The 19,419-nt window shown below is 41.3% G+C and carries 21 protein-coding genes; 8 read left to right on the forward strand and 13 right to left on the reverse strand.

The annotated features are described in order from the left end of the window. The first annotated feature begins 12 nt into the window (after nucleotides 1-12). The 4 genes from purF (at nucleotide 13) to ilvD (ending at nucleotide 4,494) form a co-directional block, all read left to right on the forward strand. Nucleotides 13-1,440 carry an amidophosphoribosyltransferase gene (purF, locus tag DI077_RS00700; RefSeq protein ID WP_109021819.1) on the forward strand — a complete coding sequence of 476 codons (1,428 nt, stop codon included), beginning with the start codon at nucleotides 13-15 and terminating at the stop codon, nucleotides 1,438-1,440. Between the two features lie 2 nt (nucleotides 1,441-1,442). Further along, entirely contained in the window at nucleotides 1,443-1,820 is a 378-nt protein-coding gene (gene queD / locus DI077_RS00705; RefSeq protein WP_109021820.1) for a 6-carboxytetrahydropterin synthase QueD, read from the forward strand. Between the two features lie 9 nt (nucleotides 1,821-1,829). Further along, nucleotides 1,830-2,564: a 7-cyano-7-deazaguanine synthase QueC gene (gene queC / locus DI077_RS00710; protein ID WP_109021821.1), complete on the forward strand. Its 735-nt coding sequence runs from the start codon at nucleotides 1,830-1,832 to the stop codon at nucleotides 2,562-2,564. Nucleotides 2,565-2,634: 70 nt separating this feature from the next. Beyond that, complete coding sequence (ilvD, locus tag DI077_RS00715) at nucleotides 2,635-4,494, forward strand: dihydroxy-acid dehydratase (protein WP_109021822.1); 1,860 nt, start codon at nucleotides 2,635-2,637, stop codon at nucleotides 4,492-4,494. Nucleotides 4,495-4,500: 6 nt separating this feature from the next. Here ilvD and ygiD read toward each other — a convergent pair whose 3' ends face one another. From ygiD to DI077_RS00735, 4 genes are all read right to left on the reverse strand, one after another. Further along, nucleotides 4,501-5,277 carry a 4,5-DOPA-extradiol-dioxygenase gene (gene ygiD, locus DI077_RS00720; protein ID WP_242935297.1) on the reverse strand — a complete coding sequence of 259 codons (777 nt, stop codon included), beginning with the start codon at nucleotides 5,275-5,277 and terminating at the stop codon, nucleotides 4,501-4,503. 95 nt (nucleotides 5,278-5,372) lie between these two features. Then, entirely contained in the window at nucleotides 5,373-5,849 is a 477-nt protein-coding gene (locus DI077_RS00725) for a nuclear transport factor 2 family protein (protein WP_109021824.1), read from the reverse strand. Nucleotides 5,850-5,867: 18 nt separating this feature from the next. Further along, nucleotides 5,868-6,515 (reverse strand): NAD(P)-dependent oxidoreductase, encoded by a 648-nt coding sequence (locus tag DI077_RS00730; protein ID WP_109021825.1) that lies wholly within the window; start codon nucleotides 6,513-6,515, stop codon nucleotides 5,868-5,870. A gap of 59 nt (nucleotides 6,516-6,574) precedes the next feature. Next, nucleotides 6,575-7,024: an Rrf2 family transcriptional regulator gene (locus DI077_RS00735; RefSeq protein WP_109021826.1), complete on the reverse strand. Its 450-nt coding sequence runs from the start codon at nucleotides 7,022-7,024 to the stop codon at nucleotides 6,575-6,577. A gap of 197 nt (nucleotides 7,025-7,221) precedes the next feature. On the opposite strand from DI077_RS00735, the gene DI077_RS00740 reads away from it, so the two are divergent. The 3 genes from DI077_RS00740 to DI077_RS00750 are packed head-to-tail and all read left to right on the forward strand — an operon-like array spanning nucleotide 7,222 to nucleotide 9,599. Further along, the gene (locus DI077_RS00740; RefSeq protein ID WP_109021828.1) at nucleotides 7,222-7,503 is read left to right on the forward strand and encodes an NAD(P) transhydrogenase subunit alpha part 2; all 282 of its coding nucleotides are present in this window, start codon (nucleotides 7,222-7,224) and stop codon (nucleotides 7,501-7,503) included. Between the two features lie 14 nt (nucleotides 7,504-7,517). Then, complete coding sequence (locus DI077_RS00745) at nucleotides 7,518-8,915, forward strand: NAD(P)(+) transhydrogenase (Re/Si-specific) subunit beta (RefSeq protein WP_109021829.1); 1,398 nt, start codon at nucleotides 7,518-7,520, stop codon at nucleotides 8,913-8,915. Between the two features lie 12 nt (nucleotides 8,916-8,927). Continuing rightward, nucleotides 8,928-9,599 (forward strand): response regulator transcription factor, encoded by a 672-nt coding sequence (locus DI077_RS00750; protein ID WP_109021830.1) that lies wholly within the window; start codon nucleotides 8,928-8,930, stop codon nucleotides 9,597-9,599. Here the strand turns inward: DI077_RS00750 and DI077_RS00755 are convergent. The 5 genes from DI077_RS00755 to DI077_RS00775 are packed head-to-tail and all read right to left on the reverse strand — an operon-like array spanning nucleotide 9,596 to nucleotide 16,011. Beyond that, complete coding sequence (locus tag DI077_RS00755; RefSeq protein ID WP_242935298.1) at nucleotides 9,596-10,630, reverse strand: tetratricopeptide repeat protein; 1,035 nt, start codon at nucleotides 10,628-10,630, stop codon at nucleotides 9,596-9,598. The genes DI077_RS00750 and DI077_RS00755 overlap by 4 nt on opposite strands. Further along, nucleotides 10,627-12,198, reverse strand: coding sequence for a cytidylyltransferase domain-containing protein (locus DI077_RS00760; protein WP_109021831.1), 1,572 nt, complete (start codon nucleotides 12,196-12,198; stop codon nucleotides 10,627-10,629). Before DI077_RS00760 ends, DI077_RS00755 begins: the two co-directional genes overlap by 4 nt. Beyond that, nucleotides 12,173-13,723, reverse strand: coding sequence for a spiro-SPASM protein (locus tag DI077_RS00765; RefSeq protein WP_109021832.1), 1,551 nt, complete (start codon nucleotides 13,721-13,723; stop codon nucleotides 12,173-12,175). Before DI077_RS00765 ends, DI077_RS00760 begins: the two co-directional genes overlap by 26 nt. Before the next feature lie 2 nt (nucleotides 13,724-13,725). Continuing rightward, complete coding sequence (locus tag DI077_RS00770) at nucleotides 13,726-14,751, reverse strand: putative peptidyl-prolyl cis-trans isomerase (RefSeq protein ID WP_109021833.1); 1,026 nt, start codon at nucleotides 14,749-14,751, stop codon at nucleotides 13,726-13,728. Between the two features lie 42 nt (nucleotides 14,752-14,793). Further along, nucleotides 14,794-16,011, reverse strand: coding sequence for an aspartate kinase (locus DI077_RS00775; RefSeq protein ID WP_109022190.1), 1,218 nt, complete (start codon nucleotides 16,009-16,011; stop codon nucleotides 14,794-14,796). Nucleotides 16,012-16,120: 109 nt separating this feature from the next. Here DI077_RS00775 and DI077_RS00780 point away from each other — a divergent pair, with 109 nt between their 5' ends. Continuing rightward, on the forward strand, nucleotides 16,121-17,065 hold the full coding sequence (locus DI077_RS00780) for an acyl-CoA desaturase (RefSeq protein WP_109021834.1): 945 nt from the start codon (nucleotides 16,121-16,123) through the stop codon (nucleotides 17,063-17,065). Nucleotides 17,066-17,081: 16 nt separating this feature from the next. Here DI077_RS00780 and DI077_RS00785 read toward each other — a convergent pair whose 3' ends face one another. Genes DI077_RS00785 through DI077_RS00800 form a run of 4 tightly spaced genes read right to left on the reverse strand, consistent with a single transcriptional unit; the run spans nucleotide 17,082 to nucleotide 19,403 of the window. Next, nucleotides 17,082-17,567: a hypothetical protein gene (locus DI077_RS00785; RefSeq protein ID WP_109021835.1), complete on the reverse strand. Its 486-nt coding sequence runs from the start codon at nucleotides 17,565-17,567 to the stop codon at nucleotides 17,082-17,084. A 2-nt stretch (nucleotides 17,568-17,569) separates the two neighbouring features. Continuing rightward, nucleotides 17,570-17,866, reverse strand: coding sequence for an LIC13255 family lipoprotein (locus DI077_RS00790; protein WP_109021836.1), 297 nt, complete (start codon nucleotides 17,864-17,866; stop codon nucleotides 17,570-17,572). Between the two features lie 2 nt (nucleotides 17,867-17,868). Beyond that, entirely contained in the window at nucleotides 17,869-18,426 is a 558-nt protein-coding gene (locus tag DI077_RS00795; protein WP_109021837.1) for an LEA/WHy family protein, read from the reverse strand. Further along, nucleotides 18,423-19,403, reverse strand: a complete 981-nt coding sequence (locus tag DI077_RS00800; protein ID WP_242935300.1) for a zinc-binding dehydrogenase — start codon at nucleotides 19,401-19,403, stop codon at nucleotides 18,423-18,425. The genes DI077_RS00795 and DI077_RS00800 overlap by 4 nt, the downstream gene beginning before the upstream one ends. Nucleotides 19,404-19,419: the final 16 nt, after the last annotated feature.

Raw genomic sequence — 19,419 nt, forward strand, 5'->3', positions numbered from 1 at the left:
GTCATTCTACCAATGATTCTTCAATCTGACAAACCAAAAGAAGAGTGTGCCATATTTGGCATCTACAATAGTAAAGAAGCAGCCAATTTTACTTACCTAGGGCTGTATTCTCTCCAACACCGAGGACAAGAATCGAGTGGGATCGTTTCCACCGATGGAAACCATCTCTATCGCTATGCGAATATGGGATTGGTTGCCAATATCTTCACTCAGTCCAAAATCAAGGAGCTGATCGGAGAAGCCGCGATCGGTCATAACCGCTATTCTACGACCGGTGCCAGTTTCCTTCGAAATGCACAGCCGGTTCGGGTGGAATCCCATCTTGGACCGATCTCTCTTGCGCATAACGGCAACTTGGTCAACTCCTGGGACATCCGCAATCGCCTGGAAAGAGACGGATCCATTTTTCAAACCACAATAGATTCCGAAGTGATCGTTCATTTGATGGCGAGAAGTCATCAGACGGATCTATTGCAGGCATTATGCGAATCATTGAATCAAGTGCGTGGTGCTTATTCCCTTTTGGTTTTGACTCCCAGATATTTGATCGCAGTCCGGGACCCCAATGGATTCCGCCCTCTTGTGATGGGAAAAAGACCGGATGGAGCCATCGTATTTGCTTCTGAGACCTGCGCTTTTGATATCACGGAGACCGAGTATGTTCGGGATGTGGAACCGGGGGAAATGGTGGTAGTCGACCATACCGGTGTGAGATCACTTTATCCGTTTGCGAAAGCTCAACCTAGTCTTTGTATTTTCGAATATATCTATTTTGCAAGACCGGATTCCTATATTTTCGGTGACTCCGTTTATAAAGTCAGAAAAGAACTCGGTCGCCAATTAGCGCGTGTTATGCCTGTGGAAGCAGATGTAGTGATTCCCGTTCCTGACTCCGCTACCATAGCCGCCTTGGGTTATAGTGAAGAGTCCGGGATTCCTTACCAAAGCGGACTCATCCGTTCCCATTATGTGGGAAGGACATTCATAGAACCGGATCAAAAGATCAGGGATTTCGGTGCCAAAATCAAATACAACGTAGTGAAAGAAGTCGTAAATGGCAAGCGAGTGATTGTCATCGATGACTCTGTTATGCGAGGGACTACGAGTAGAAAAATCATTAAGATGCTCCGCAATGCCGGTGCCAAAGAAGTACATTTCCGGGTTTCCGCGCCTCCTACGATTTCACCATGTTATTATGGAATAGATATTCCTACACATAAGGAACTCATTGCAGCAACTCATACGATTGATGAAATTCAAAAATATCTGAGAGTGGATTCGATTGCTTATCTTTCTTTGGAAAGAATGAACAAAGCGGTCGAAGGTCATAAAGGCGGCGGCTTCTGTGATGCTTGTTTTACTACCAAGTATCCGGTTGAATTCCAAGAACATGTCGGTAATCAAAAGTCTTTGTTTACGGAATATTCAGTAGAAGAGTAACCATGGAGGAAATCGAACTCTCCAAAACCTTCGGATTCGAAGCAGCTCATTTTCTTCCCAATGTCCCTGAAGGCCATAAATGCAAACGTATGCACGGTCATAGTTTTAGATTTTCCGTCAGCTTGAAAGGTGCGATTGACCCGCATACCGGTTGGATCATGGATTTCGGAGAATTGAAAGGAATTGTAAAACCGATCATCACCGAATCTTTGGATCATTATGTATTGAATGAGGTTCCAGGATTGGAAAATCCAACTAGCGAGAATTTGGCGGTTTGGCTTTGGAATCATCTGAAACCGAATCTACCGCTTTTAGATAAGATCACTGTATATGAGACTTGTTCAAGCTCTTGTGTCTACTCTGGTCCTAAAAATAAATAGGAAAAGATCATGTCGAATTCAAAAGGGGCAGTCGTCCTTCTTTCCGGTGGATTGGATTCCACCACTTGTCTGTATTATGCGGCAAAAGAATACGGATATCCTAAAACGAAAAAACTTCCTTTAGTTGCATTGTCTTTCGATTATTCCCAGAAACATAAAATAGAATTAACCAAAAGTAAAAAGATCAGCAAACTTTTGGGAATTCCCCATTTCACTCAAAAACTGGACCCTGGTTTTTTCCTGGGAAGTTCTCTGACTGACAAAAAATTAAAGGTTCGTAAACAAACTAGTGTTTCACGAATTGAAACTGATAAAACAATTCCGAATACGTATGTGCCCGGACGCAATATTCTGTTTCTATCTTTCGCACTTTCCCTGGCGGAGGGTCATGGATTTGATTCGATCTACATCGGAGTGAATGCTTTGGACTATTCGGGTTATCCCGATTGTCGTCCTGATTTTATCGAAGCTTACCAAAATATGGCGAATCTGGGTACAAAAAAGGGAGTAACCAGCAGACAGGAAAATGGAATCCAAATCAAAACCCCTCTGATCTCTTTGAACAAAAAAGAAATCGTGGAATTGGGAATTTCTTTAGGCGCTCCTTTTCACCTAACACATTCTTGTTATGATCCGGTTCGCGGGAGACCTTGCGGAAAATGCGATTCTTGTTTGCTTCGTGCCAAAGGTTTCAAGGAAGCGGGGATCCCTGATCCCGCATTATCATTTCAGTCCAGAGCATGATTATAAATCCGACCACTATACAAAGTAATAAACACTAGACGTCTAAGTTAATATAAGGTAGCAGTTCATTATGCCTCAATACAGATCCCGCACTTCCACTCATGGCAGAAATATGGCCGGCGCCAGAGCTCTTTGGAGAGCCACCGGAATGAACGACAATGATTTCGGTAAACCGATCATTGCGATTGCAAATTCGTTCACTCAATTTGTACCTGGGCACGTCCATTTGAAAGACTTAGGACAAATGGTAGCAAGAGAAATTGAAAAGGCCGGTGGGGTTGCAAAAGAATTCAATACGATCGCAGTAGACGACGGGATTGCAATGGGGCACGGAGGGATGTTGTATTCTCTTCCCAGCAGGGATTTGATTGCCGACTCGGTCGAATATATGGTAAACGCTCACACTGCGGATGCGCTTCTATGCATTTCCAATTGCGATAAAATCACACCTGGTATGCTAATGGCTGCTATGCGATTAAACGTACCTACCATTTTCGTTTCCGGTGGGCCGATGGAAGCCGGCAAAGTGATTTGGAAAGGGACGACTCGGAAACTGGATCTAATCGATGCGATGGTAGAGGCGGCTAACCCGAATGTTTCGGACGAAGAAGTTGCCACTTTGGAAAGATCCGCCTGTCCTACATGCGGTTCTTGTTCGGGAATGTTCACTGCTAATTCAATGAATTGTCTGACAGAGGCATTGGGTCTCTCTCTTCCCGGAAACGGAACTATACTCGCAACACATTCCGACAGAAAGGAGCTTTTTCTAACTGCGGGAAGAGTGATCGTGGATTTGGCAAAAAGATATTATGAGAAAGGTGATGAATCCGCTCTCCCCAGAAATATCGCCACATTCGGAGCTTTCCAGAACGCGATGAGTTTGGATGTAGCTATGGGCGGTTCCACAAATACAGTATTACATATATTAGCTGCTGCCAGAGAGGCAGGTGTCGATTTCACCATGAAAGATATCGACAAAATCTCCCGAAAAACACCTTGTTTATGTAAGGTGGCACCCGCCACTCAAAAATACCATATAGAAGACGTTCATAAAGCGGGCGGTATTATGGGAATTCTTGCCGAGTTGGATCGGGCCGGACTTATCGATCGGAACGTTCCTACCGTACATACGGAAACCATAGGCAAAGCGATTGACGAATGGGATATCATAAAAGCAAAAGAAGGATCCAAATCGAAAGACTTGTTTTTAGCTGCGCCGGGAGGAATTCGAACTACGGAACCGTTTTCCCAATCCATGCGATGGCCCGAACTGGACTTGGACAGAGAGAGCGGATGTATTAGAAGTAAAGAACACGCATATTCGCAAGATGGCGGTTTGGCGGTCCTTTTCGGAAATCTTGCTCCTTACGGTTGTATTGTGAAAACGGCTGGAGTAGACGAATCCATTTGGAAATTCACCGGAAAGGCTAGGGTGATGGAAAGTCAGGACGAGGCTACGGAAAAGATTCTTGGAAATCAAATTGTGGCCGGTGATGTCGTAGTGATTCGTTATGAAGGCCCCAAAGGCGGACCAGGTATGCAGGAAATGTTATACCCTACTTCGTATCTAAAGTCGAAAGGTTTGGGAAAAGAATGCGCTCTCTTAACGGACGGTAGATTTTCCGGAGGAACTTCCGGATTGTCCATCGGTCATGTTTCGCCCGAAGCGGCGGAAAAAGGAATCATAGGGCTTGTAGAGGAGGGGGATACGATTGAAATTGATATTCCCAACCGCAGGATTGAACTGAAGATTTCCGATTCCGAATTGGAAAAAAGAAGAATTGCTATGGAAGCGAAAGGATCTCTTGCTTGGAAACCCAAAGCAAGAGATCGGTTTGTATCTGCTGCTTTAAGGGCTTATGCAGCAATGACAACTTCCGCTCATACGGGAGCAGTAAGAGACGTGTCTCAGTTGGAAAAAAAATCCTAATGATGCTTATCCCAATCGAAATCCGGTCATGGAAATCGAACTAGTCAGGACATCGTTAAAAAATTCCAGCTTGTCGTCGGATTCCCTTAGACCAAGTGCATAGATCGCGGGAATATAATGTTCCGCGGTCGGGATTGCTGTAAACATAGCACGTGTAAAACGATCCGAATCCACGAAGGCTTTGGTATCGTTTTCAGTAATCCATTTTTTAAAAGTATCGTTTGCTTCTTTCGCCCAAGGCAAAATTTCAGTTGGGTTTTTCCAATTATAGAGACCTAGGTTGTGAACCAGATTTCCACTGCCCACGATCAAAATTTCTTCCCGCCTAAGATAGGATAGCTTTTTCGTGAATTCCAAATGCCATGCCAGATCTTTGGTTGCATCTATACTGATTTGCAAAACGGGAATATTTCTTTCAGGATAAATATGACAAAGAACACTCCATGTTCCATGATCCAATCCCCAATCCCCGTCCAATGATACTTTCGGATCCGAAATATCTTTTGTAATCTTGTTCGCAAGAATAGGATCACCGGGAACCTCATATAGATATTCCATCAGTTGATGAGGGAAGCCGTAAAAATCATGAATGGTTTTCGGTTTGTCCATTGCAGTCACATAAGTTCCTTCCGTAAGCCAATGTGCGGAGATACATACGATTGCTTTCGGTTTGGGAATGGATTTTCCCAATTCATTCCAGGTTTTTGTAAATGAATTGGTTTCGACTGCATTCATCGGACTTCCATGGCCGACGAATAAAACCGGCATTTTATTTGTATTCATTTCTTCCTCTTGTAATTTTGATTTTTGCTTTGGGCGACAAACGGTCGCTAATAGCAAACCGAGCGCTGACAGTAAAAAAGTTTTTCGATTCATTATTAAAACATTGTATTTGTATTTGCGGATTTTTCAGGAATTGGCTGAACCACATCCCAATGTTCTACAATTTTACCATTTTCCAATCTGAAAATATCAATGACCGCTTGTCCACGATCTTGTTTGTTTTGTTTGGCATGAACGTGAAGAAATACCAAATCTCCTTCGGCAACAATTCTCCTGATTTCGGAAATTGAATCCGGATTATTTTTGAAATAAGGTATGAAGTATTCCAAGAAAGCTTCCGTGCCATTCGGAACGTAAGGATTGTGTTGAATGTATTTATCACCAACGTATCGTTCAACGGCTTCCTTCGGTTTGTGATCTTTAAAAATCAAATTATAAAAATCACTTACAATTTGTTTATTCTTTTCCAGTTTATCTTCTTTTTGAGCGCATGATAAAAAACAAGATAGGAGTAAGGTTGCAGTCGCTATTTGAATCAGATGGTTTTTGGTTGATTTTATATTAAGTTTCATTTGTGTTTCTTTCCTTGTTTAATATCCGACTGTAAATCTACTTCTGATATGTTTTCTATCTTCTACTTCATCTACAAATGCTTTCGCAAGATCACCCAAAGAGATTCCGCTTTTCCCTTCACTATCAACTAATAAAGAATCAGCCCCCACTCTGTAGTTTCCGGTTCTTGCTCCTGCAGGATCAATCACTGCGGAAGGGGAAAGAAAACTCCATTCCAACTCGGTTTCCGTCCTTAAAAGCTTAAGGACTTCTCTTACGGCATCCGCAGCGTGAAAATACTCTTTCGGAAATTCGGGAGTATCTAACAATTGTAAACCGGGTGCTACTTCCAAAGAACCCGCACCACCCATAATCAGGAATCGTTTCACTCCTGATTTTTTCGTAGCTTCTATAATGGACACAGATCCTTTGATTACATTTTCTCTGATATTCGGATCGGTCCAACCCGGATTGTAGGAATCCAGAACTCCGTCGGTTTCGGAAATGATTTTTGTCAAAGCTTCCGTATCAAATATATCCCCTTTGACTTTTTTCAAATTCTTATGTTCAACGCTAAGTTTGGAAGGGTCTCTTAAAACAGCGGTTATTTGATAACCTCTATTCAACGCTTCTTCCAATACTTTTGATCCTATGAAGCCGGTTGCTCCTATCAGTGTTAATTTCATTTTTTAATCCTTTATTGTTTTGTTGTAAGTTACATTATTACATTTGATTTGATAAAAAATCAGGCGCCTTTTTTCAAAGTTCTGCCTTTTTGAGAATTGATTTTGCGGCGAATATCGCTTGTAACATCCGCCAAACTGTATTCGTTTAGTTTGGATTCCATTGCAGTTTGGGCTTCGTCCAAAATTCCTTCCAATGCTTCCTGGATATTTTTTCCAACGGGGCATTGGGGATTCGGATTTTCGTGCAGCAAAAACAAGGATTCGTCTTTTTCCGAGGCTTTGTAAACATCCAATAAGCTGATTTCTTTCGGAGATCTGGATAGTGTGGACCCTTTGATCCCTCGTCTTACCTGGATTAAGCCGGCTTTTTTCAATTTTCCCATAAGCAAACGTATGATCGCCGGATTTGTTCCTACGGAACCCGCAATTTCTTCGGAAGATTGTTCTCCCTCCATATCCAAAACGGTCAAAATATGGATGGCGACGGAATATCTGGTTGGAATCGACATGGTTACTTGTAACTATCTTTGTTACACCTCATTTTGGCGTCAAGTTTGATTCATTCTGCTTTATTTGTGCTTCTTTTTCATTTGGTAGGATTCAAATCAGCCTCCGGAGAATGGATTCGAAACCAATTTCCCGGCACCTTCGGTATAAAATTTGGTTTTCCAAAAACTAGGACTTCCCCAAATACTATTTCATACCTATGGAAATATTTGTAACCGCAGTGACGATCTTCGTTTTGGCGATTTTCGTCGGATTTGAAATCATCACAAAAATCCCTCCCATTCTTCATACCCCACTTATGTCGGGTTCCAATGCTATTTCTGGGATCACCCTGATCGGTGCTCTCTACTCCTCCGGTCTGCCTGATAATAATATCACTAAGATCTTGGGATTTCTTTCCGTGATCTTTGCAACGGTCAATGTCGTGGGTGGATTTCTGGTTACCCACAGAATGCTTGCGATGTTTAAGAAAAAGGACTAAGCGGAAACTTCAAAATGAACTTAGTAAACGCGCTCAATTTATCTTATCTCTTAGCTTCCGTACTTTTTATCGTAGGTCTCAAACAACTCGGTCATCCGAAAACAGCAACCAAAGGAAATATCCTGGGCGCTGTGGGAATGTTTATCGCAGTAGTCGCGACTTTATTTGATCAGCAAATCATTAGTTACGAATGGATCGCCATTGGAATTGCAATCGGTTCCATAATCGGAATTATTTTGGCCATCAAGATTCAAATGACCGCTATGCCTCAGTTGGTCGCGGTTCTGAACGGATTCGGAGGTATCGCTTCGGTACTCGTAGCTGGTTCCGCATTGCAAATTTCCATTCCCAAATATGAATATTTGGTCAATTACCAAGAGATCATTTCGATCGTATTTTCAGCGATCATTGGTGGTGTTACTTTCAGCGGAAGTTTTATTGCTTTTGGAAAATTACAAGGCCTTGTTACTGAAAAAGCAGTACGTTATCCGGGTGATCAGGTTGTAAAAATCATTGTCGGACTTGCTTGTATCGGGCTTGGAGTTTACAGCACTCTTTATCCGACCAATGAACCAATCTACTGGATTCTAAGTGCGATCAGTTTGTTGCTTGGTATCTTACTTGTAGTTCCGATCGGTGGTGCGGATATGCCGGTTGTGATTTCTCTTTTGAACTCTTATTCCGGGATTGCGGCTTCCGCTACGGGATTTGTTTTAAATAATAATGTTTTGATTATTGCAGGTTCTCTTGTAGGTGCATCCGGCATTATTCTAACGCAGATTATGTGTAAGGCGATGAACAGAAGTCTTACCAACGTATTATTCGGCGGATTCGGTGCTGTTGCTTCCGAGATGAAAGACGACGGCGATTTTTATCATGGTAAGATCAAATCTACCAGCGCGGAAGAAGTTGCCATGTTGCTTGATATTGCCCGTACCGTTGTGATCGTTCCCGGATACGGAATGGCGGTAGCACAGGCACAACATGCGGTTCGTGATTTGTACCAATTGCTGACTGCGAGAGGGATCGATGTAACTTTCGCCATTCACCCGGTTGCAGGAAGGATGCCGGGCCATATGAACGTTTTATTGGCGGAAGCCGATATTCCTTACGATCGTCTGAAAGAGATGGACGAAATCAATAGTACATTCGAAAATGTTGATCTTGTAATTGTCAACGGTGCCAACGACGTTACAAACCCACTTGCGAAAACGGATCCTAAATCTCCGATTGCGGGAATGCCGATTTTGGATGTTGATAAAGCGAAAACTGTAGTTGTGATCAAACGGTCACTTTCTCCCGGATTTGCCGGAGTTCCTAACCCGTTATTCATTGCAGACAATTGTCTCATGTTATTCGGGGATGGAAAAAAAGCGACCCAAGAGATGATCAACGCGCTAAAAGAATCTTAATTGGGATTACACATGAAAAAGCAAGTATACATCGTCGATGACCATCCACTCGTTGTAGATGCCCTGAACAACCTTATCTCCAAATCAGATGATTTGGAGTGTATTGGAAGTTCTGACACTATTGAAAAGGCATTTGCCGACATAGAAAACTTGCAACCGACTCTTGTCCTTGTGGACATTCAGTTGAAACAAAATCAAAACGGTTTGCAGCTTTTGAAAAAATTGCGAACTTCCTTTCCCAATATCGCAGTGATCATCATTAGTATGTTAACCGATGATACGTTTGTCGATAGAGCCTTTAAATTGGGCGCTATGGGTTATGTATTCAAAGAAGACACAACCACTCAGATTGTAGAAGCGATTCACACCGTACTCAGAGGGGATTATTTCGTAAGTTCATCTCAAGCCACCAGGCTTTTGGGGCATCTTTACAGAACTTCTCAAAAAGAAGAAAAAGATCCGATCGACAGACTTTCCAATCGTGAATTGGAAGTGTTTCTTATGATCGGAGAAGGTATGCCCGTAAAAGAGATTGCGGCTAATATGGGTTTGGCGGCATCTACGATTGAAACTTTGCGTTCCCGTATCAAAACAAAACTCAGTATCTCTGAGAATGAAAAATTGATCCGTGTCGCAGTGGAATGGAAATACACTCAATCCAAGCCGGAAGCGGTAGTTTCCTAGTATCTTACCTTGAAATAGTGATAAAGCAGGGTTTTACCTTCCCTGCTTGCAAGTAACATCCGATAGGCTTCCGCAATCGTGGAATCGTTCTTATTTTTCTTTTGAATGAAATGAAAAAATTCATTAGCCTTTTCTTCCAATCCCAGATTTAAAAGTAGATTCAGATAAAAACTTTGGTCATAATCATCGGCAAACGGGGAGAATGCGATAGATCGAAAAAGGGATTCGGCGTTTCGCCATTTTCTAACTTCAAAATAACAACGTGCGTATGTTTTTTTTTCGCGCCAACCTAATATCCGTTCGTCTTTTAGAAGTGCTAAGGCTTTTTTAGGATCTTTTTCCGTCAGGTATACTACCCGTCCGAGCAGATTGGATGCCATAACATTTTTTGGATCGGTTTCCAGAATGGATTCGATTTCTTTTTTTGCCTCGGCGTAATTTCCAAGTTCCAGATAGGTTTTGACAAGAATTGTTTTTGCTTCCGAATAATTCGGCTTGTATTCCAAGGATTTTGATAAAGACGTTATGGCTTGTCCGTATTCACCTAATATATAGTAGGCGACTCCCAGATTGTAATGATAAAAGGGATTGTAAGGGGAAATCTGATTTGTTTCCAGCCAGGTGTCTTTGGCTTCTTTCCAATTGTCTTCCTGGGCATAGATCATTCCTAGTAAAAAACTGGCTGCTTCCTGATTCGGTTCTTTTGCCAAAGCTTTGGTGAGCGCATCTTTTGCTTCGGGCCATTCCAGTCGGGAATAATGAATCGCTCCGGCCAGATAAGAATATTCCGCTTCTTCTTTATAAATATCAGCTTGGATTTTTTTCCATTCCAAGTCTGCGACTCCGAATTTTCCATAACGAAGCGCGTTTATGATATTTCTCCCCGTTTTTTCCAAATCAATCTTGGATTGAAATGTTTCCGATTCGGTAGGAGGAGGAGTTTCTTGCGAGTAAGCGGAGAATGTGAGAGCTAACCAAACTAAGGTGATTTTCGAAAATAGGGATATTGTTTTCAATAAAGAATCTTTCAAAGCGTTTTCAACCAATTCAAAATTACATTTTGTGCGTTTCTATCCAATCTAATTGGGGAGGATAGACAAGTGTCCGGAGGAAGAAACCAATTTTTCGGTTCTCCCAGATAAGGAATTTCAATTTTTTTAGATAAGAACATTCCCAGTTCTTTATGAATTTCAGTCATTCCAAAAACTCCTACTTTCTTTTTCAAATAGATAGCTTCCAAAACACTTTGACCGAAATACGAAATAAATCCTTCCGATTTCGAAATGCATTTCATATAATCCGTCTTTGTCAAACGGGGATAATATCTGATGTTGGGAAGTTTCGGGTTTGTTCCACCAACTCTTGTTATATGATTGATTCCCCATTTGGGAGACAACACTTCCTTCAGATATAGGTCCAAAGAATCGGAAAAAACTTCATCTAGCGCTCCCGCATAAACTAGCCAATCTCCGACGACTTCTTTTTCGTTTCGATAGGAATCTATCAAAGGTGAAGTGTAAAAGGAAAAATGATTTTTATCTTTCCATTCTACCGAGGGATGAGGCAGTAAAAACAAGTAAGGATTTTTTCTATTTTTATATTCCAAATTATCTATTAGAAAAACGGTTTCATCTTTCGGTAAAGTTTCCCTTGCATCTAAAATGAATGCGTCTGCATCCGGTTGATGCTTTGTATCCGTAATTACCGAATACCCGTTCATCTGCAATTCTATGGAAAGGGACTGACAACGATCAAAATGACCGGAACCGAATTGTTTCGGATCTCCGTATTGAATGTGAATTTTCTTTTTTTCGGATTCATTTTTAGGGAGAGAAAAACGGATTTGTTCGACGGATTTATTTTCCAAGAATAAATCAGGTTTTTTCTGATATAGATCTATTACTTCTTTCGATCCGAAAAATGGAGACTCACCACCTAACTCGAACCAGACTAAATTTGCCAATTTCAGGTCGGAAGGTTCATCGATTGTCATTCGAATCAACGCGGACTCTTCCATCTCTTTGGAATCGAGATACGGGGGATTCAATCGGTAGACAGAATACCTTTCCAAGTCCTCTTTGATGTGCAGACTTACATGTTCTCTATGTCGTGGTTCCGTTTTCGTGTCTCTTTCACTTACTAGCGCCTCATAAGAGAAACATTCCGCTCCCATGCCCAAAGGTAAATTCAGGAATGAAAGACAATACAATCTTGTTTGTAAATGACAGAGTGCTTCCGTAAGTAGCTCAATGGAATGAATGTCTATAAACGGATTATCGCCTGTTAAACGAACGATGTCCTTTGCTCCGAAAGTTTCTGCGGCCAGAATATAACGTTCGCGAACATCGGTTTCCGAACCTGCAAACCAGAGATAATCTTTTCGGTTCAGAAAATCTTTCAATTCCAGGTCTGTTTCCGGGATTAAAAATACGATTCTTTCCTTCGGTAGAATTTGAATGAGCCGACTGAAGATATGATCGAGGATGGTTACACCCGACCCTTCGGGCAATTCGAGTAAAACTTTTCCAGGCAAGCGGGTCGAACCCAATCTAGCCTGGATGAAAGCAAAAGGTTTAGGCGTTAAATGTGTACCATTCATCGCAGGAAAGGCATGGTGCGGGGATTTCGGAGTGGTTTCCCAGGAAAGAAGAAGCAAAATAAGAATTCCCTTTTTGCCAAATATCTTTTAAGTCTTCAGTCGCCAGATTTCCTATCTCGCGGGTAATATCCTGTTTGCAGATAGCAACGGAACCGTTCGCATTGATATATAGATCGCGAGTTAGGTGCCAACAGAACTCACGATGTATCGGAGTAAGATCACTTACCCTTCTTTCTATAAGTTTGCCGGCATAACTATTGTACTTTTGCAAGATCACATTGATATTTTTCTTTTCAAAATAAGTGAAGTAAGCATCAATCTCATCTTCAACTTCCTTCATTTTGATCATTTCCACATTCAAAGAACCTTGCGGTAAAATGGGTTTCAATAGATCGATTGATTCCAAAACTTTAGACAGATCGTTTGTTCCGTATAGAGTTTTGTATCTATCTTCCTTTAGAGTGGATAAATCCACGATCACACAAATTTTCTTTTTTTCCGCTTCGGATAAGTTTTCTAAAAAAGACACCAACTCTTTTGTGTTAGATGTAAGTGATGTTTCGATCATTAGCTCGGTTAAGTAAGGAAACTTTAGAACCAGAGTGACGATCTCTTTCCAATCGGGGTGGAGTAACGGTTCTCCGTTTCCGCCCAAACAAATTGTCATAGGAGAGGGAAACGTAGATTCCAATTTGGACAAAATCATTTTTGCATTGTCCAAAGAAATGGAAGTTTTGTCGTTTTTGTCGATCAGATGGTTTCTGCCGCGAAAGATACAATTTTGATCCGATCCTCTTTGAATTTCCCATTCAATATAGGAAGGCGCAAAACGGAAGATAGACGGTTCTTTTTTTAAGATAGGTAGAATTTCGGAATAAGTCGGCTCAGGGATTTTTTTGAATAGGTTTTCGATCAGATTTACATTGCGAGGATGATTGACCCTAAGATCGAATCGGTACTGTCTTAAATCCGGCGGTACAAAGAATATATCCACATCGTAATGGTTTATATTTTTTAAGAAGAAAGAATGAACATCGGAAGGTAGCTTATCCGGTAAGGTGCTTAAAAATTCTCTGGTGAGAATCGTAGGGATGATTCCTTCGGGAAGATTTTCGCTATAGGAATATTGACTGAAAAAATCCTGATGTCTCTTCCAGGATTTTTTGGATAACTCCACGTCCAGAAGAGGACTAATCCCTTTCAGATAAAGAAAACAAACCTCGTCCCAATCAGGATCTTGAAATTTGGAAGGAGGAAGAAACGGAATCATCTCTTTCAAAAAATCGGATTCATCGTTTAACCCGGTATGGGTTTTCAATCGGTTCGATATTTCTTTTTCCGATTTCAACTTTTCCTGAAGATCGTCATCAATTCGTATATGAACTGTTATGTTGGGAAAAAGAGAGTCTACTCTTTGGAGAAATTTTTTCCAAAGATCCCAAGATGGTTTGTCATTTAGAAACGAGAGAGTCTCGTTATCCAAATAAACCGCAACGAACGTAGGTAAATAATCTTTCCTGGACATATTTATTCTGCGTTGTACTTTTCTTCCGGATTGGAAATATTATGCTCTTTCATATAGATAGGATCGAATATAACAACGGAAGTATTTTTCCGGGTGCTCGAAACCCAATCTTCAAAAGAGGATTGTTCTTTGTCCCGAAATAACAATCCTTGAATCCCTTTTCTCACTGCGTCCAAAGGAGTCGGACGAATTCCTTCTACGAAAACCAGGCAGTATCTTTTCCGATCGTCTCTGAATACTTCGGAAACTTTGCCTTGTTGCACTTGGCTGAGGACGGAGGCGGTTGTCGGTTGGGATTTATAAAGTTCGAAAGTCGGGACCCAGTTCACCAAACCACCGTTTGCTTTGTATCTGGACTCATTTCTAGGACCGGAAGCTACCAATCTGAAAAAAGAAGGATCTTTGATGGATTTTGCGCGGATTTCGTTTAGTTCCTGGAAAATCCTGGTTTCTTCGTCTATAGAAGAGTTAGCCGGCGAAAAAATCAATTCTCTGAATTTAAATTCGAATCCTACCTTGGATTTGTTCTTATTGTACCAATTAAGAATCTCTTGTTCGGAAGGAAGGGGAGGAGAAACTTTGATTTGCAAAAGTTGTCCTTTTTTGATCTGGTAAGGAAGATCTTCGAGCCAAATCTCGTAAGGCAAACCAAACTGCTGTTGTACGCTCTTTTTGAAAGCTTCGATATCGGTCATACCTTGTGCTTCCATCCGTTTTTGGATTTCGGCTTCGATTCTTTTTTCGTTTACCTGAATGGATTCTTCCTCGGCAGTGATGTCTACGATGGTTCTATCAATCAGGAAGTCTAATACCTGTGAGTGGAGAGAACCTTTTTTACGAAGAGCGGGAACAAAACGGGAGAGTGATTTGTATTTCTCAACTCCCTTTTCATACTCGGTTTGTGTGATTGCCCGGTTACCTACGATGGCGATGACTTGGTTTAGGGATTCGTAAGAATAGACAGTCTGTGTCAACAAACAAGTCGTTGTTACACAAATCGCAAGCCATCGCTTCTTAAAAAGAACCATTTGGTCAAAAAAGTAATAGCCCTAGTTCCACTGGGAAGACTTTTATTTTTCAATAAAAGTCGCGTGTAGGGCCTTTACTGCTTCCTCGGATTGGTTTTGTTTGATGACGCAGGAAATTTTAATTTCAGATGTGGAAATCATTTCAATATTGATGCTTTTGTCGGCAAGTGCTTGGAACATTTTTGCAGCAACACCTACATGAGATTTCATTCCGACACCTACTGCCGAAACGATGGAAATATTTTCATCTATCTCCGCTTTTCCATTTCCGTGGTCTTTCGCATAAGCTTCAATGATCGGTTTTGTGGCAGCTATGTCTTTTTTGGCGATTGTGAAAGAGATCGTATTGATCCCATCTCTTGGAGAAGATTGAACAATTACATCTACGATCACATCTTTTTCGGATAATTGAGAGAATAATTCTGCAGCGATCCCAGGTTTGTCTTTTACGTCTGCAATTGTTATGCGTGCTTGGTCGCCTTTTGCGGTAACTCCGCTGACTTTCATTTTTTCCATAATTTTTTCCTCACTCATAACAAGAGTTCCCGGTTTATCGTGAAAGCTGGATCGAACATGAATCACCACATTGTAATTCATTCCCAGTTCCACGCTTCTGGAGTGTAGAACTCCCGCACCGAGACTTGCAAGTTCCAACATTTCTTCGTATGTGATTTGTTTGTGCATCTTTGCTTGCGGAATTTTACGGGGGTCAGCGGTATAAACTCCGTCGACATCGGTATAAATTTCGCATTCATCCGCACCCAATGCGGCAGCCAATGCAACTGCGGAAGTATCACTTCCTCCGCGACCTAAGGTCACTATATTTTCGTCTTTATCAATTCCTTGAAAACCCGCCACGATAACAACCTTATTGTTGTTAAACGCTTGGTCGATGCGGGTACGATCGATCATTTCGATCTTTGCATTGGAAAAATTTCCATCCGTGAGAATCTTCACCTGTGATCCTGTGAAAGATTGTGCAGGAACTCCGATTTCGTTCAAAGCGATTGCAAGTAATGCAATGGAAACTTGTTCTCCGGTGGAAAGGAGCATGTCCATTTCCCGTTTGGTCGGGTTCTTTGAGATTTGATCCGCGAGTGCTACCAATTCGTCGGTTGTGTGGCCCATTGCCGAAACAACGACTGCCACTTTATGGCCTTGGTCATGGTATTTTTTGATTCTTTTGGCAACGTTTTGGATCTTGGTTGTGTCACCGACAGAGGTACCACCGTATTTTTGGACAACAATTCTAGATGACATGGTTTCTAGGGACAGGGTTGTTCGAGGGGGCGCAGAATCAAGTAGAATGAATTTTTTTGCAACCGATCCGGAGGGTCTGTCTCTTACTTTAATGTAGGAATTAAGGATAATGGACAATTCACATTCATCAGTAGAAACAGTAGTCAAACATCAGGCTCCTGTCTTATTTTTTGTGCTTTTTTTTATGATTCAGGCGACTGTTTTTACGGTTTTTACCGTTCCCTTCAGTTGGGAATTAGTGCTCGTTGCGGTGGTTTCCTATTTCGTTCGAATGTTCGGGATCACAGCCGCCTACCATCGTTATTTTTCTCATTCTTCATTCAAAACCTCTCGGGTTTTTCAATTCGTTCTTGCTTGGATCGGTTCCATGTCGATGCAAAAGGGAGTTTTGTGGTGGGCGGCTCACCACAGGAATCACCACAAATATTCCGATACGGAAAAGGACATCCACTCTCCTTCCCGCAAAGGATTTTGGTATTCCCATATGTTTTGGTTTTTGCGGGATGAATATAATGATTATGAAACAAAGTTAATCCCCGATTTTTACAAATACCCTGAACTGCGTTGGATTGATCGCAACCATTGGATTCCCCCTTTAACATTCGCTATTGGGTTATATCTTGCCGGTGGATGGGGATGGTTGGTTTACGGATATGCGGTAGCTACTTTTTTCCTAGGTCATGCCACTTGGACAATCAACTCTCTTTCTCATGTTTACGGTTCCACCCGTTTTGAGTCCAGAGATACAAGTAAAAACAATCTTTTCCTCGCTTTGCTTACGATGGGAGAAGGTTGGCATAACAATCATCACTATTACTGTTCTTCCGCAAATCAGGGATTCTATTGGTACGAAGTGGATTTGTCCTATTATATACTGAAAGCTTTGAGTTGGGTGGGAATTGTTTGGGATTTGAAAAAACCGCCTGTAAAAGTTTTGGACGAAGGACTTCGAAGAGATGCCGAGAAAAAAGCTGCATTATCAGCTGCGAAAAATTTATCTAAACCGCGAAAGATTAAAACCGCCCCTAGCAGAACGGTTGTTACTTCTTCTTAGATTTTAAGATCACCGGTCAAACCCCGAGCCTTTTGCGAATGTTCGGGGGAATGTCTGCGATCGTATCGTATCTTTTCTTTTTTCCACCGGGAAGAGATACATAATAAAATCCGTTTAATATTTCCAAAAAATAATCCTCTCCCTTTTCCCCCAGAGAACGATTGTCCAATTCCTTTACCATCGACTGATATTTTTTAGGAAGTAAATTCCAATTGGAATAGTTTGTGACTACACCTTTGTCATTAACCGTATAAGCGCCATCCTGGTGCAAAATTTTGGTTCCGTTATAATCAAAGATCTCCATCACCTTCAAGGAAGGATCTTGTTTTGATTTGTCTTTTTTAGCGGAAGGGTCTTCTTTTTCTTTTGCATCTACCTTTTCTTTTTTCGGACTATGTTTGCTTTTTAAAAGGCCGAACGTTAACAGAAAAATACCAGCAAGACCCAATAGAACAAAAAGGATCAGTTCCGTTTGCGAAAATGTGAAAAGGTAGCGAAGCATGATTAAAGTTTGTAATTGATCGACTTGCACCTATAAGGTGCAGGATCACTTGCCGCCCACGAACCGCAATCCATAAGATTGATTGCTTTGGTACAAGCATCCAAATCCGTCTGTTTTACTTTTCCGAAAACAACGGATGTGATTCTGTGATTGTGCCCGCAAGCGGAATCTTTTGCGGCAAAAGCTTCAAAAATCTTATAATTCGCTTCCGCCCCCGTATAAAAAATATCATCTTGTTTGCTGATACATTGGAGAAATACAAAAGATAAAACCAGAAAGAGGGTTTTTAAAAAGGACATCTTCACTTCTTAAGTTTAATATTTTGTCTTTCGGAAACTGGTAAAGGGATTTTCCCAAATCCGGTATCAAAAGTTACATTTCCTTCGATTAAAAACTCCGCATCTTTACCTGCGCCGGCTTCATTTAACAAACGCATAGCGACACTTAAAATCTTGTTTTCGAACCCGTCTTTTTGTTCCAAATCCAGAGTCAAAGGAAGGGTGATGGAAGAATGTTTCGCAACGGTTTTAGGCTCCGAGTTTTTTACCCGCCCCAGTTTTTCTTCCTCTCCTTCTCCCAGTAGGGACAAATTCAAATCAAATTGATAGATAGTCACATCTTCTTCATTCGGATTTTTGATTTCGATGATGGGTGTGATCGTGAATTTAGGAATGAGAGAAAATCGCTGGCCTGGGGTCAGTGAAACAAGTACGTTTACCAATTGGAACTCGCATTTTTTGAGTCGATCCAAGTTTTGTTTTGCTTGTGAAACACAAGATTGAAAAAACAAGGATAAACATAGTACGGTAAAAATCAGTAAACGATTTATATTCTCTTTCTTGTTAGGTGAAAAGATCATGGTGCGAAAACTACTTTCCCTTCCGTCATATGGTTTTTATAAAATTCCAAAGCTTCCTGAAATTCTTCCAGCGGATATTTTTTATTGATTTTGGTTTGAAAAATCGTTTTCAAATACTTTTGAGCTTCTTTTGCCTGTTTTTGAAATTCTTCAACACCTATGGAATAAATCCAGGATGAGAGCCAATACCCTTCCACTTTTTTGTTTTGAAACAGTATGATTCCCGCATTGACTGAAAAAGGTTTTTCGGACAATGCTCCGTAACATACTAACTTTCCACCGTAAGGCATACATTCCAATACTTTCTGAGCCGTCTCTCCGGCTACCGCATCGATTGCATAAGTTGCATTCAGTTTTTTGGAAATTTTATAAAGTTCTTTTTCGAAATTGGGTAGTTCTGAATTGATTACGTATTCCGCACCGATTTCCTTCAAAGCATCTTCCTGTTCTTTCTTTCGCACAACATTGATTAGTGGAATTTTCCATTCTGCGCAAAGGCGGACTACCATTTTTCCCAAAGCACTAGCGGATGCGGTTTGGATCATTGCAGGATGATTTTCCGCCTTACATTTGGAAACCATGGCCCAAGCAGTCATAGGGTTTACAAAAAAGGAACTGGCTTCATCCAAACTGATCCCATCTATAACAGGAATACAATTTTCTTCCGTAGTTACCATATACTCCGCCCAGGAACCGTCATTTTGTCCTGAAACACAAGATACCTTCATTCCTTCTTTCAAAGTTTTGATTTCGGAACCTACGGAAACTATCGTTCCGCTTGCTTCAAATCCGGCGGAAACGGGAGCTTTCTTCTTTATTCCGTACAGCCCCCTAATGAACATTAGGTCAGAGGGGTTGATGACAGAAACATGGATTTTGATTAGTACTTCGTTGTCTTTAGGGACCGGGATTTCTTTTTCTCTGAGTTCTAAGGCCGGTTCCGTAGGGTCGTATTTGAGGATAGTAACTGCTTTCATAGCTTCCATTAACTTC

Origin of the sequence: Leptospira kobayashii (assembly GCF_003114835.2) — a bacterium.
GTDB lineage: Bacteria > Spirochaetota > Leptospiria > Leptospirales > Leptospiraceae > Leptospira_A > Leptospira_A kobayashii.

Coding starts and splice junctions, on each gene's coding strand:
- purF (WP_109021819.1), top strand. CDS start 13: ATGATTCTTCAATCTGACAAACCAAAAGAAGAGTGTGCCATATTTGGC.
- queD (WP_109021820.1), top strand. CDS start 1,443: ATGGAGGAAATCGAACTCTCCAAAACCTTCGGATTCGAAGCAGCTCAT.
- queC (WP_109021821.1), top strand. CDS start 1,830: ATGTCGAATTCAAAAGGGGCAGTCGTCCTTCTTTCCGGTGGATTGGAT.
- ilvD (WP_109021822.1), top strand. CDS start 2,635: ATGCCTCAATACAGATCCCGCACTTCCACTCATGGCAGAAATATGGCC.
- ygiD (WP_242935297.1), bottom strand. CDS start 5,277: ATGAATACAAATAAAATGCCGGTTTTATTCGTCGGCCATGGAAGTCCG.
- DI077_RS00725 (WP_109021824.1), bottom strand. CDS start 5,849: ATGAAACTTAATATAAAATCAACCAAAAACCATCTGATTCAAATAGCG.
- DI077_RS00730 (WP_109021825.1), bottom strand. CDS start 6,515: ATGAAATTAACACTGATAGGAGCAACCGGCTTCATAGGATCAAAAGTA.
- DI077_RS00735 (WP_109021826.1), bottom strand. CDS start 7,024: ATGTCGATTCCAACCAGATATTCCGTCGCCATCCATATTTTGACCGTT.
- DI077_RS00740 (WP_109021828.1), top strand. CDS start 7,222: ATGGAAATATTTGTAACCGCAGTGACGATCTTCGTTTTGGCGATTTTC.
- DI077_RS00745 (WP_109021829.1), top strand. CDS start 7,518: ATGAACTTAGTAAACGCGCTCAATTTATCTTATCTCTTAGCTTCCGTA.
- DI077_RS00750 (WP_109021830.1), top strand. CDS start 8,928: ATGAAAAAGCAAGTATACATCGTCGATGACCATCCACTCGTTGTAGAT.
- DI077_RS00760 (WP_109021831.1), bottom strand. CDS start 12,198: ATGAATGGTACACATTTAACGCCTAAACCTTTTGCTTTCATCCAGGCT.
- DI077_RS00765 (WP_109021832.1), bottom strand. CDS start 13,723: ATGTCCAGGAAAGATTATTTACCTACGTTCGTTGCGGTTTATTTGGAT.
- DI077_RS00770 (WP_109021833.1), bottom strand. CDS start 14,751: ATGGTTCTTTTTAAGAAGCGATGGCTTGCGATTTGTGTAACAACGACT.
- DI077_RS00775 (WP_109022190.1), bottom strand. CDS start 16,011: ATGTCATCTAGAATTGTTGTCCAAAAATACGGTGGTACCTCTGTCGGT.
- DI077_RS00780 (WP_109021834.1), top strand. CDS start 16,121: ATGGACAATTCACATTCATCAGTAGAAACAGTAGTCAAACATCAGGCT.
- DI077_RS00785 (WP_109021835.1), bottom strand. CDS start 17,567: ATGCTTCGCTACCTTTTCACATTTTCGCAAACGGAACTGATCCTTTTT.
- DI077_RS00790 (WP_109021836.1), bottom strand. CDS start 17,866: ATGTCCTTTTTAAAAACCCTCTTTCTGGTTTTATCTTTTGTATTTCTC.
- DI077_RS00795 (WP_109021837.1), bottom strand. CDS start 18,426: ATGATCTTTTCACCTAACAAGAAAGAGAATATAAATCGTTTACTGATT.
- DI077_RS00800 (WP_242935300.1), bottom strand. CDS start 19,403: ATGAAAGCAGTTACTATCCTCAAATACGACCCTACGGAACCGGCCTTA.